At 45.1% G+C, this 13,592-nt stretch carries 9 protein-coding genes; 5 read left to right on the forward strand and 4 right to left on the reverse strand.

Annotation, left to right across the window (positions count from 1 at the left end):
- Positions 1-24 precede the first annotated feature (24 nt).
- Both H6F74_RS00755 and H6F74_RS00760 read right to left on the reverse strand, forming a co-directional pair.
- Positions 25-1,194 carry a hypothetical protein gene (locus tag H6F74_RS00755; protein WP_190434815.1) on the reverse strand — a complete coding sequence of 390 codons (1,170 nt, stop codon included), beginning with the start codon at positions 1,192-1,194 and terminating at the stop codon, positions 25-27.
- 400 nt (positions 1,195-1,594) lie between these two features.
- Positions 1,595-2,722 (reverse strand): HetZ-related protein 2, encoded by a 1,128-nt coding sequence (locus tag H6F74_RS00760; RefSeq protein ID WP_190434902.1) that lies wholly within the window; start codon positions 2,720-2,722, stop codon positions 1,595-1,597.
- A gap of 713 nt (positions 2,723-3,435) precedes the next feature.
- On the opposite strand from H6F74_RS00760, the gene H6F74_RS00765 reads away from it, so the two are divergent.
- The 5 genes from H6F74_RS00765 (at position 3,436) to H6F74_RS00785 (ending at position 10,956) form a co-directional block, all read left to right on the forward strand.
- Positions 3,436-5,658 carry an ATP-binding protein gene (locus H6F74_RS00765; RefSeq protein ID WP_199300727.1) on the forward strand — a complete coding sequence of 741 codons (2,223 nt, stop codon included), beginning with the start codon at positions 3,436-3,438 and terminating at the stop codon, positions 5,656-5,658.
- A 339-nt stretch (positions 5,659-5,997) separates the two neighbouring features.
- Positions 5,998-7,197 carry a response regulator gene (locus H6F74_RS00770; protein ID WP_242021737.1) on the forward strand — a complete coding sequence of 400 codons (1,200 nt, stop codon included), beginning with the start codon at positions 5,998-6,000 and terminating at the stop codon, positions 7,195-7,197.
- 315 nt (positions 7,198-7,512) lie between these two features.
- The gene (locus tag H6F74_RS00775) at positions 7,513-8,337 is read left to right on the forward strand and encodes a cyanophycinase (RefSeq protein WP_190434818.1); all 825 of its coding nucleotides are present in this window, start codon (positions 7,513-7,515) and stop codon (positions 8,335-8,337) included.
- 249 nt (positions 8,338-8,586) lie between these two features.
- Positions 8,587-8,775: a CsbD family protein gene (locus tag H6F74_RS00780; RefSeq protein WP_190434821.1), complete on the forward strand. Its 189-nt coding sequence runs from the start codon at positions 8,587-8,589 to the stop codon at positions 8,773-8,775.
- A gap of 270 nt (positions 8,776-9,045) precedes the next feature.
- On the forward strand, positions 9,046-10,956 hold the full coding sequence (locus H6F74_RS00785; protein ID WP_190434824.1) for an acetate--CoA ligase family protein: 1,911 nt from the start codon (positions 9,046-9,048) through the stop codon (positions 10,954-10,956).
- Positions 10,957-11,233: 277 nt separating this feature from the next.
- Here the strand turns inward: H6F74_RS00785 and H6F74_RS00790 are convergent, their stop codons facing one another.
- Positions 11,234-12,517, reverse strand: a complete 1,284-nt coding sequence (locus tag H6F74_RS00790; RefSeq protein ID WP_199300728.1) for a hypothetical protein — start codon at positions 12,515-12,517, stop codon at positions 11,234-11,236.
- Positions 12,518-12,551: 34 nt separating this feature from the next.
- Positions 12,552-13,439 (reverse strand): LysR family transcriptional regulator, encoded by an 888-nt coding sequence (locus H6F74_RS00795; protein WP_190434827.1) that lies wholly within the window; start codon positions 13,437-13,439, stop codon positions 12,552-12,554.
- Between the last annotated feature and the right edge of the window lie 153 nt (positions 13,440-13,592).

Genomic DNA, 13,592 nt, shown 5'->3' on the forward strand with positions numbered 1-13,592 from the left:
TCTCCTACGCTTAGATTATTCATCTTATCCCTTAACGCGAACAGAATCATCGTGTTTGCGATCGCTTGGCAACGGACTGAGGCTTGAGAGCTGTTGCTCAACGCTTTCTAGCAGGTGATTGAGGGCTTCTTTGTTCGGCATGGGAGCGGATGAAGCGCCCTGCAAGGAGTCCGAGCCGTAGGCATTGCATATTTGATTCACCTTGCGCTGAAGTTTCTCACCAATACTCAAAGCTTCCCGCCACAGAATTGAGAGTTGCTGCTGCTTATAAGCCTTCAAAGCTTCTCCCCGAAACACTTGCAGGGTTGCCTCATCTCCATACTGGGAAGGCATAATCTGCAAGCGCAGCAACAAACTCTCTTGTTGATAACATCGCTCAATCTCAACCCTTTGGTGCTGTTGGACTGGCATTAAAGGTAAGCTTCCTATCCGCTTTAGCTCGTCGATAACTCCTTGCAAAACGGGCAGAGGCAGCCCTGAGATCGCGAAGTGTAAAACGTTATCTCGACTACAGAGAATGTTGCCTTCATACAGATGCCGTTCGCAATCAATCCGATCAATTGTCCCGCTCAACGCCCGCCGCAGCAATTCTTTAAGGAGCTGCTGCGGCGAAAGAGTTGTTAAAACTGTAGAATCATAAACGTGATGGGGTGAAGGGTATGCGCCCGCTAGTCGCTCTTTACTAACGGGTGTCTTTTGTCTAGCCCCCGTGTCTGTGTTGTCGCGCTTTAAATCTGATTTTCCAGTCGGTCTTTGTTGAGTTGGCCCGGAAGCAGGTTGAGCGTTTGCGCTATTGATTTCCTGTATCAACTCCTGGGGACTATCCACAATCAAGGTTGGTAGAGTGTCCCGGTTTATCCGATCCGACTTTTTGTGCAGTTTTTCCTCACCAACTCGACTGTCTGAGCGTTTGGCTGCTGGAGTTGGGGGTTGGGCATCTTGAGCTGGTTGCTGAGAATTTCCAGTATTTTTCAAGTAGGCGCTGAGCATTGCCTGTAGAGCCTCGGCTTTTATTACCTGGATTTCTAGCGAGTAGTTCTGGTAAGCCAGGATGCGGCGGAGGTAGTCTAAGGTGGCGGTATCGTCTGGATGCACCATGCCCAGTTTCAGGCAGCTGCCTTCAACGGCCAGGGGTAAGATTTGATAGTAAAGACAGGCTTCAAAGGGCAGGAGCTTGTCAATCAGTCTAAACATTTGTTTACATCTATCGAAGGTGGGATTGGAGAACCAACACGGTTCACTTAAAGCCAAATATCCAAACCCTACGATTTGTTGGGATGGCACCTCACCCAACAAATACTATATGCGTGTTGAGTGAGGTGCCAAGGGACTCTACAACTATTCTTAAGTAGACCGTATTGGATTGGAGAAAAAGGCAAAGACAAAGGTAAAAGGTTCTTATGCAAAAGGCAAAAAGAATTTTTCCTCCCCAGCCCCTAGCCCCATTCCAAATATCTAAGTCCTGATTAATATCTTAGATGCACCTTCGATGGAGTTACCGCGATTGATTAGCGGTTTAATGTCAATAAACCAGTCAATAGTTATAGTTTCGTTAAGCCTAGAGGGAGAAAATGCCAGTGTTTTTCAGCACGGATCAGGGATCGCTCCGCAAAGCTTGAGCGGCTAAGTAGAGTTTGCTCCATTCTCCCATAACTTGATGGCTTTTCATGTTCAACTCAGCAGCGATCACTTCCATTGATTTACCATTTTTGAACAGCTCGATCAACTGGCGACCTACCGGAGTAACGCTTTCGCATAATTGCTGCCATTGGGTGAGTGTCAGCCCAAAGCTATCCTGAACAGAAGTTTGTAGCCAGTTTGCGACTAGCTCTGGCTGAGTTTTTATGGCAAAAACTCGAATCGCGTGGTAGCTGACTTTTTCCCGCAGACGATAAACTTCTTTGATCTGCAAGTTCAAGGCGCTGGCGATCGCTTCTTGAGACTTTCCTTGCAGGTAAAGCTCCAACCATGCAGCAGCTTCTTTACTGACGTTTTCAGTTAAATAACTCCTAAATTCCTGCTTAACAGCTGTCCGCATGGACATTTGTTCTTCAATCGCCTGATTTTCTTGGTACTGGGAAACCGCTTGCGCGTCTAGTAAACTCACCGGGTTGTCTGCTTCATCCGGAGTCACTTCCTCAGAAACCAGCCGCACTAACTCTCCATCCGGGACGTGAGTCATGCCGCCGCGCTGGGATCGACGCAGATAGTTAACAAACCTATACACTAACAGCGGCTGATTGCGAATCGGTCTAAGGCAATATTCTTCAATGCTGCTCATCAGCAGGGAGTTACGAAGACGAGTGTCTTCACTACATTTGGTAATCCAGGTAATTTGTTGTTGAATATAGCGATCGCTATGCAGTAATTCCTGAATTACTTCCTGCAACACATCCACTACTGCTCGCTGGCGATCGCGCGACAAAGCCACCCAGGTGCGGATTTTATTTCTCAACAACACCAAACTGCCTAGTCGCGTAGTCAAGTTGCGATAGGCACGCTCTGGCCCCACTCCTAAATAACGTTGCCGTAAAATGCGATAGCGATATTCCATCGCTTGCTTAGCAATTGTCATCTGAGTTGGGTTAAACGTTTCAAAACGCTCTAAGTCCTCGCCTATCAGCCAGCTAATAATACTTTCGTGGGTTGCTGCGCTATATTCAGGACAGTCAGATGCCAGCTCTTTTCGCCAATTCTGTGCTATTTCTTGAGCCGATGACATGGAGTTTTGAGTTCCCAGCGTCGTTTGAGTCTTCGATTCATGAGTTTGGAATCCGGACGTAGGACGAACGACACCAAACTCACTTTCCTGATCTAAAGTTTGCCCTACAAACCTCATTTCACGCCAACCCATTTGAGTATTAACTGCTCTCTATTTCATCATGTCTACCTTTGGATAGAAGTGATCTCACCCCACCCAGAGATTTGACTGATAACAACAAGCGACTGAGATGACGATCTCAAGGCAAAGTGCTTGAGATCATAACACCCAAGCCAAAAGGCTTGCTATCACTAAGTGTGAGGTTTAAAAGTATGCGTCGAATGGAGTAGGGGTAATTTCTGATTTTACTACCAACAGCCAACTTTTGCACCTCAATTGACTTCTCAGGTAGGAGTTAAAAAATTACGTGACAAGTTACAAATGTTTACATAGGGGCTGGGGACTAGGTACTGGGGACTGGGGACTAGGGGCTGGGGACTGGGTAAGATTCTTTCCAATTACTAATTCCCAATTCCTAATTTCTAGTTCCTAATTCCCAATTCCTAATTTCTAGTTCCTAATCCCCAATCCCCAATCCCCAATCCCCAATCCCCAATCCCCAATCCCCAATCCCCATGTGTCTAAGATCACAATTAATGCGTCATTTGCCTCACTTAAGAAAGGTGTTAAATTTTGTTAATTTAAATAAATAAAGTGTAACCCCTTCCTTCTTGATGAAAACAATAGAGCCAGAGCAGATGATCGCTACTTTGCAGCAGTTAAAGGAGGAACAAGAACTGATTTTGAATCAAGTAGACAATGCGATCGCATTGTTTGATCGCTGCCATCACCTGGTATTGTTTAATCGCAAATTAACCGAAATTTTGGGGCTTTCTGACGACAGGCTTGCTAGTAAGCCGCATTGTAACGATGTCTTCGCTGAAGTGGTAGCACAGGGCTACTGGTCTCAACAGCAGCGCGAACAAATTGCATCTGCCCTAAACAGACCAGACACTGAGAATGTTTCCCTTTATATAGAGCAAGCTAACGGCATTTGCCTCGAAGTTTACACCACCTTAACCAACGATGGCGGGCGGCTGTTTACCTTCCGCGATGTCACTGGTTATCAACAATCCCAGGCACGTTTAAACGCCGAGGTAAGGCGTTTAACCTTTTTGCAGGGAATGACGCAACGGCTACAGCCAGCCAGTGAGTTGCGGGAGATTGGGCAATTTGCACTTTCCTACCTAGTGGCAACAATGGGCGCTGCCTTCGGCGATGTCAAAGTGATTATCGGTCAAGGCAGGGACGCGAGAGCCAGTATGCTCACGAATGAGATTTCCAGCCAGTTCATTGCCACCTACGGGGTACCAGCCGTTGCCGAGATAGAAGCCTTGCTTAAGCAAGGGATTCCTCACGGTCAGGGCTTACTGTGGCAAGTAGTAGAAACAGGATCGCCGCTATTTATTGACGATTATCAAAGCCATCCCCAAGCAGTACCTGGATTTCGCCATCCAGGGATTGGTCAACTAGGCATTTTTCCGATTCCTGCCGCCAATGGCAACATCATTGGCGTGTTAACGCTGGAGTCTCGCAGTCAGCAGAAACTTCAGGATGCCCCCCAACAAGATATGCTCTTAGCAGCCTGTCGTACACTGGGCGTTGCGATTGAAAGGGCGCAGGCTGAAGAACACCTGCGCCAAATTAACGAGGATTTAGAACGGGCTTCTCAACTCAAGTCTGAGTTTCTCGCTTCTATGTCCCACGAACTGCGAACCCCCCTCAACAGCATTCTGGGATTCTCCGATCTATTGCTCCGACAAATCGCCGGAACCTTGAACCCACGTCAGACGAACTACGTGCGGGTGATTGAAGAAAGTGGTCAACACCTGTTGCAATTGATTAATGACATTCTGGATTTATCTAAAATCGAAGCTGGAAAGGTAGAACTCGACCTTGGGCCAGTTTGCATCCCAGAATTGTGCAATCAATGCCTGAAAATGATTCAGCCTCGTGCTGAGAAAAAGCAAATCGCTCTATCGCTGGAACTCGAATATTCGCTGGGTCAAGTTTCTCTAGATGAGCGTCGCGTCCGCCAAATATTGATTAACTTGCTTTCCAATGCTGTTAAGTTTACGCCAAATCGAGGAAAAATTAAACTGAGTGGGCGATTGGCTTATGGAGCCGAGTTAGCAGAAGAATTTCGCCCAGAACGCAGTTTGATTGATCCCACTACCCCTTACTTATGTTTTGAAGTAGCCGATTCAGGTATCGGAATTCCTGAAGATAAGTGGCATCTGCTATTTCGACCTTTCCAGCAGATAGATGCTTCTTTAACCAGAAAACATGAAGGCACCGGGCTGGGTTTGGCTTTAACTAAGCGGTTGGCGGAACTCCACGGCGGCACTGTTTCTCTAGAATCGGTGGTAAATCAGGGCAGTACGTTTCGGGTATGGCTGCCGATAGCTGATGTGCCGCAGGAGTTAGCCGCGCCAGTACCGATGCCAGTTAAGCAGTCGCCGTCTTCATTTTTTGTAGGAACCCACGGCGATGTTAATCTAGGCGCAAGGGATACCAAACGGATTTTAGTAGTGGAAGATCATGCCTTCAATCAGGCGTTGATTTCAGATGTGTTGGAATTAGAAGGTTATGTGGTTGAGTTAATTTATGACGGTAGCACGATGCTGGAAGCGATGCGATCGCCTTATGTGTTGGCGCGATCGCTACCTAACTTGATTCTCATGGATATCCAACTGCCGGGTGTGGATGGGTTTGAAATTATGCGTCAACTCAAGGCTCACCCTTTATGGAGGTCTGTCCCCGTAATTGCGATGACGGCGATGGCAATGAGTGGCGATCGCGATCGCTGTTTGGCTGCTGGTGCCGACGGGTACATCAGCAAGCCCTTAGACCTGGATACTGTGATTACAACTGTCCGATCTTTTATTCAGCATTAGTCACAAAACATCTTTAGCCGCTTTAGGACAGTTATTGAACAGCATTTAGAAAAAGTTCAACCCCTCAAAGGGGTTGAATTTCTTTCTATCTGATGACTAATTGCCATCGCCAATTGCATATGTTTCAATGTGTTAAGAAGATTCAGATATATCTTCCGATACAGCAGCCACACAAAGCATTTATCTACGTGGTTGTACTGAGAATACCTCAGGAAGCTGAAGATTAGTCAGGGGCATCTAACTAAAATTACTTAAGTCACAGATCAACTGTTTTAAGTAGATTTACTCAAGTCAAAATTAAGGCGCGAGTGTAATCGTTGCTAGGAGAAGCAGTTTTATATGACGGCGCCACTTGCTCTATCTATTGTCAATCCCATGACAAAGCCCCTGCCGCGTATTCTATTAGTTGATGATGAGCCAAATAATTTATTACTGCTAGAAGAGTTGTTGCACTCACAAGGCTATGAAACTCTTGTGGCATCATCAGGCTCTCAAGCATTGGAAGTTGTGCAAGATTTTCTGCCTGATTTGATTTTGCTGGATGTAATGATGCCAGAAATGGGGGGCTTTGAAGTTTGCCGTCGGTTGCGAGAAGATCCAAATCTGCAAACGGTGCCAATAATTTTTTTGACGGCTTTGAATGATGAAGATTCCAGGTTGACAGGCTTGGAAATGATGGGAGATGATTATTTCACTAAGCCGATAAAAAGTAATTTATTAATCAAAAAAATATCTAGTACATTGCGATTGAACAAGATGCGATCGCAACAACAAGAGCGAAAAATCGAAGAACAAGTAAAAGAAAAAATTAAGGGACAAATATCAGCCGCATGGGAGATTAATCAATATCTTTCAGAGAAGCTACGCTTATTTGTGCCAGATCAATTCTTGAGACGCATTGCACCCAAAGGCGTAGAATCAATTCAACTGGGAAACGCTAGACAAGAAGAACTAACTATTTTGTTTTGCGATATACGGGGATTTACAAGCATCACCGAATCTCAAAGAGTAAATGAAACCTTTGAGTGGCTGAATGCTTTCTATACCCAGATGAATAGCGCGATCGCTACCAATCATGGTTTTATTGACAAATTCTTGGGAGATGCGATCATGGCTGTCTTTGACCGCGCTGGAAACCACTCGCAGGATGCCCTCACCGCTGCGGTGATGATGATACACAGCCTAAATAAGTTTAACGCCAATCGTGAACAGTACAACTTAAATGAGCCACTTCGCATTGGTATAGGAATTCACACAGGCACTGCGATGATTGGAACAGTAGGATCAGATCATCGCATGGACTCTACAGTAATTGGTGATGTGGTAAATACTGCCGCTCGTCTAGAAGAATTGACAAAAGTCTACAGCTGTGAAATTCTTGCCAGTGATGCCGTTATCGCCCAAGTGAGTAAACCAGAGTTATTCAGATGCCGATGGATTGATCGCGCAATACCTCGTGGTAAGCAGCAAGGGATTGACCTCTACGAAGTATTCGGCACCCAAACTCCTGTATTTGACGAAGCAAAGTTACTCTACTAATTGAAGAAACTGGGGAGGAGGGGATTTACAGGCGAGATGCTTGTTGCTCCGGACGCAGGAAGAAAAAAGTTTTTTTGACCTTTTGATTTTTGCTTTTTTCCAATCCTCATGTTAAAAAAAATGTGACTATTAACACAGACGGGCTGAGAATTATATCCATAGAAAGAAGTCGCAGTACCGACTATTCGATAAAGTAATTAACAAGGACAGCCAATCTGACAAATATCCAATTTCCTAGGAGTTTTTATACCTCCTGGGAATTTCCATGTCAAAAACAGCCATTCATACCGTCATTGATACCTGGGATTTAACTAAATGGAAACCGGAGAAACTACACCCGTGACTAATGCCCGTGGGCAATTGGTAATTATCGGGGGAGCGGAAGATAAAGAAGGAGATTGCACAATTCTTCGAGAGTTCGTTCGCCGCGCTGGCGGTACCCAGGCTCGAATTGTCGTTATGACAGTAGCGACAGGGCTACCTGATGAAGTCGGACGTACCTACACCGAAGTTTTTGAGCGGCTGGGAGTCGATGACGTGAGAATCATTGACACGGCTAGTCGGGAAGATGGAAGTGACCCTAGAGCGTTAGAAGCTATTGAGAAAGCTACTGGCGTATTTTTTACGGGTGGGGATCAGGCTCGCATCACAAGCAATCTTAAGGGTACAGAAGTCGATGCCGCTATTCACAAACGATACGCTGAAGGAATCGTGGTCGGAGGCACAAGCGCGGGCGCTGCCATGATGCCAGATATCATGATTATTGAAGGAGATTCAGAGACAAATCCTCGCGTTAATGTTGTCGAAATGGGCCCCGGTATGGGCTTTCTGCCTGGGGTAGTGATCGATCAGCATTTCTTGCAGCGTGGTCGTATGGGACGCTTAATTTCAGCTTTGGCCCAGCAGCCTGCTGTCTTGGGTTTTGGTATTGACGAGAATACAGCGATCGCCATCAGCGATAACAAGTTTGAAGTGATTGGGGAAGGCGCTGTCACTATTGTCGATGAGTCAGGGATTACACACAGCAACGTCGGCGAAATATTAAAGGATGAGGCTTTGGCAGTTTGCGGAGCTAGGCTTCATGTTCTTCCACACGGTTACAAATTTGACTTGCAAACCCGCAAGCCAATTCTTGATTAAGAAAAAGTAGGATATAGCAATCCTATTTAAGTTGTGAACGAGTATTCACCCTGGTGTAGGGACAAGGCCGTGCCGTGTCTCTACAGGGGTTCACGAATTATTTAGGATTGGTATAGCTACGGGTGGGACTATTAACTACCTGTAGCTATTCTATAATCTACCCTCCGAGGGAGGTGATTTCTTACAGTAAAATTCAATACTAAAAATATGGTATCGAAAATAACTTATTATTGTTAAGGAAAAGTAAAAATGAGCATTGAAAACAGAGCGGAAGCAGTTGCTAAAAACCTTGAAGGTAAGGCTCAAGAAGCACTTGGTCATGTCACAGGCGACCAAAAAGACCAAGTAGAAGGGCAAATGAAGCAGGATGAAGCTGCGGCAATACACCTTAAAGAAGACCTGAAAGATAAAGCAAAGCAGATTGTCGATAAGGCTTAAGTTTTTTAATCAATATCAGGGGATAAAACCAAATCTAAAAAACCCGTTTTCTCAAAGAAAACGGGTTTTTTAGGTTTTGCTAAGGTATTCTGACAATTCATCTGTTAGTTAAGAACTTTATCCCAAGCAAGCTGAGGCTTTGGGATAGTATGGGAACGTAACTCAGAATGAGTATGCCCTGCGATAGCTGAAAATGCAACAGAATAGGGTTAGGTTCAAAATAACCGAAACTCCAAATTTTAAGGGTGTTTAGATAACCGGAGAAACTTAATGAACCGAGATACAAGCACCGATGCAGTCCGAGTCAATGCTAGAAAAACTGATGCCTTCGACATATTCAACTTCAAGCATTACATTGGCCCGAACCCATATTTGGAGACAGGGGCATTAGTATTCGATTTTGCAGTAACCAACAATACAGAAGCGCGTCCTCTCGAAGATTATGTTGCGATTATTAGCGATCGCTACCCGCACTTGGGCGAGGAAACTTATGATTCCCATGCTCAACTCTTCGCCCGGACAACTTCAGAAGTGGGAAAGCTTGACATGGGGCTGCACCTCCACCACTGGAGTGTCAAACCGAATGAAAACTTTGTGACGATTGCGGTTCAATCGCTCCATGCACGCACAGCTCGGTCAGTAGTTTACTGCGTTTGGGACTGGTTTGAAGCAATTACTCAACATGAAAACTTCCGGCTGGAAGATCAGATAAAGACGATACAGGAGATATTTCGGAAATCTGCTTACGGTGGGCCAACAGTTTACGCTTTGTGGCGTACAGCCTACCAAAAAGGGATTCCTACCTTTTATCTGTGGGACGAAGGGCTGGTTCAATACGGCTATGGAAAAAAACAGGTTCGCGGTATAGCCACAACTTTTGACTGCGATAGTCATTTGGATTCCGACTTTACCACTCGCAAAGATGACTGTAAAGCTTTCTTAGCTACTTTGGGCTTTCCGGTACCCAAAGGTGATATCGTCTACACGCTGGAAGAAGCAAGGGCAGCAGCCAGGGAAATTGGCTACCCAGTAGCAGTTAAACCTGTAGTTGGTCACAAAGGAATTGGGGTGACGGCTGATGTGCAAAATGCGGAGGAAATTAAATATGCCTTTAGCAGAGCAGTCAATGCTATTCCTAAAGACCAGCCAATTCAGATAATCGTTGAGAAAAGTATTTCGGGGACAGATTTCCGATTGCTATGCGTTAACGGCAGATTTGTAGCGGCGACTGAACGCCGTCCAGCATCGATTGTGGGTGATGGACACTCAACTATTGCTGAATTGATCGAGCGGGAAAATCGGAAGCCAGCACGGATAGATACGCCGACTTCGCCACTGGGGAAGATTCAGTGCGATGAGGCGATGGAGATGTATTTAGAAGAACAGGAATTGTCACTCGATAGCGTAATAGAAAGCGATCGCATTGTCTATCTTCGCAAAGTTGCCAACCTCTCAGCAGGCGGTTTGAGCATCGATAAAACAAGCGACGTTCATCCTGACAACATCATCCTGGCGCAAGACATCGCCCAACATTTCCACCTAACTTGCCTTGGGATTGACGTAATTGCCGGCGACCTAGCAAAATCTTGGAAAAATGGTGATTTTGGCATCATCGAGATTAACTCCGCTCCCGGCATTTATATGCACCTTAAACCTGCTGTGGGTGAAAGCGTTGATGTACCCTCGCATATTTTGGAAACCTTCTTTGAGTCAGAGAAAGATTCGAGGCTACCGATTATCACCTTCAACAAAATTTCAGTTCAAGAACTCCAAGAAATTATTGACGATGTTCTGATTCGACACCCGGAATGGACAATTGGCGCAGTTTGTCGCGAAGGGGTTTTTGTCAATCGTTCTGAGAAAAACTTGAACAAAGAGTACAACAGCAACGTGCAGAACCTGCTGCGTAATCCCAAGCTGGATCTACTGATTGCTGAGTACAGGGAAGATGTCTTAGAGAAGGAGGGGATGTTTTACCACGGCAGTGACATTATAGTTTTGGATAATCCCACCGAAACTGAGATGATGCTAGCGCGGGGTATCGGCGACGACTCGACTTTGGTTATTAAGGAAGAAGACAACATCTCCATCCGCGCCAAAGGCTTGCTGGAACAGTACAAGCTTGGCTCAGCTGAACCATTTTTGCGAGTTTATCTCAAGGAAATCCCCAAAGTTGCCTAAGGGATTGGGGATTGGGGATTGGGAAAAAGTCTTACCTATTCCCTAGTCCCCAGCCCCTAGTCCCCTTTCAATATCAGAGACGTTAATCTGGTAGCGTTGACTAGATGAGAATTAGCAAAGTAATTTGATGGAAAATATTGATTGGATGAATGCAATTGCAGGCGGGATGGCGATCGCTATTTTTTTGGGCGGGATGACAATGATGTTTACCGACCTTTGGACGCGCAAGAAAAAATAAGTCGCCATTCGCGTAATCGGCTTTGACTATTGGGAGTTTCTACTTTAACAGTAGACTCCCAAAAACATTTTTATGCTTTAAACTGGTCACTCGAATAACAGACTTTGGTAGTATGGGGGTTTCCGGCGTCCATTCAAAAACACCATCACTTGCCGTTTTAGAAGCGAGCGTTTTAGCTAGTTTTAACCCTTCGTACAATTCAATTTTTACATCATCTGCGACATTATCTCGCCACAGAATCAGGTAAGGAAATTTCGGTTTGATTTCAATAGTATTCGCAGGTTGGCTGATCGCAATTTTTTGAGGTTCTTGGGAATCTCCTTTTTTGCGGAATCCCAGATAATGCGGTAAATTCCAGGCGTTAGGATTATCTTGCATGTTAACAGGTTGCGGCGCAATCAAGTTACCAGTACGGGGATTATTAATAAAAGTGGAACTACCACCATCCACCGTTAGAATATCCCCTTTCACTCCCAGCTTTCGCAGTAAGTCTGCCGCTTCATCTAAGGTAGCCTTATTAACAGTTACTATTAAAATAAATTCATCGCCGGGAGCATCATCTTTATTTAATGTCCCGATAACGTGGTATTTGTTTGCCTGGTTTTTCCCCAACACTTTAGCAGGATGGTCGCTATAGCTATAGCTAACAATGGCATTTTGGACAGTTGGCTTGTCTAGGGGAAAACCTACTTTAGGATCATAATCAGTAATATAAGCACCTTCATCATTCCAAACCAGTGCTTTCAGTTTTATACCTTTGTAGTAATCATTTGCTGCCTGACTACCAGGGCCGTAAGGACTGCTTCCTGCTGTGATGACCTGACCATTTAGTTTGACTGGAAATGCTAATTGCGTACTGGATTTGTAATCTTCAAAAAAAGCACAGTTCATCATCGAGAATACTTGCTTGCCGTAAAGCAGCTTGTATTCATTCCACACATCTGAAAAGAGTTTCATTTGAAAATGAGGGCTGTAGTAACTACCATCTTCACGATAATATTTACCATCATTAAACCCTACTTCATCCACTTCACCAATGATTTGATCCATCTGCATTTTTCGCAAGTTGATTGTTTGCAGGTAGGCTTCATTCCCGTTAGGAAGTTGGGTTTTGTACAATCCTGCTCCGTCAATCAAGTCAAGGGTGAGGTATGCAGCCGATGGCGTTCCCTGAAGGGCATTGCTAATCATCAACATAATAATTAGTAAAAAGACTAGGCATACGAGTAAATATTTATTCATAACGCATTTAATTTTTGATAAAAACTTGATTTTACTAACTAAAATTATTGCTTTACTAAGAGGATGTTCGGGTTGAGACATAGCATCAACGTGAACCCACTGCTAGAGAGTGAGTTTACGTGACTTCTTTTGTCACTTCTAAGAACTCACGCAAAGTAGCTGAGGCATCGTCCCGTCGCCACACAGCAGCCATTGGGATAGTTGATGTTGATTCAGTGATGTTTTTGTAGACGACACCCTTGCGTTGAAGATTTTGGGCATTCGCAGGTAGCAAGGCAATTCCAACGCCACCAGCGACTAAACCCAGGATTGTCAGCATCATTGTTCCTTCTTGGATGACAACAGGTGAAATATCAGATTGTTGGCATAGATGTTCAAGCTGTTCAGATAAGACCGGAGAGAATTGGCGAGAGGGGAGGATGAACACTTCCTGTGCCAGTGCTTTCAAAGAAATTTGCGGTTGGTTCGCCAGTGGATGAGTTGCTGGTAATGCCACGATCAAAGATTCATGCCAAATCGTCATTAAGCATAAATCAGCTGCTTGAAGCATCCATGACGTTAAATGGAAAAAGCCAACATCAAGCTGCCGATCTCGCAGGGCTTGCAATTGGTGGGAAGTTGCTAGTTCCCGCCAGACAAGTTCCACTTTGGGAAAGCGATCGCGGTAAACGCGCAGGATGTCTGGCAAAAAGCTGTTTGCCATTGAACTCGTAAAGCCGATTACCAAACGCCCAATTTCTCCTCGACTGGCACGTTGCGCCATTTTGACGGCATTCTCTACCTGGGCGATCGCGCTCATCGCTTCTTCTAAAAAGATAGCTCCAGCTACTGTTAACTGGAGTGGTCGCTTGGTGCGATCGAACAGTTGCACCTCAAGCTCCACTTCAAGATCGTGAATTTGCTTGCTCAGAGGAGGTTGCGCGATATTTAGACGCTCCGCAGCACGAGTGAAGTTCAACTCCTGTGCCACCGCGATGAAGTAACGCAAATGTCGAAGTTCCATCTGTTAGCCATCACTATATTTTTTTAATATAGTTTACCTCTCAATAAAATATTGGACATATAGTAATAGCTTGGCTAATCTGGATGGCAAGACGTTATAAACCTCGACTGGGCTGACTCAACAAACAGTGCTGTGGTTGGGGTAGGAAGGAAT

The organism is Trichocoleus sp. FACHB-90 (assembly GCF_014695505.1).
In the GTDB taxonomy this organism is placed as follows: Bacteria; Cyanobacteriota; Cyanobacteriia; order Cyanobacteriales; family FACHB-T130; genus Funiculus; species Funiculus sociatus.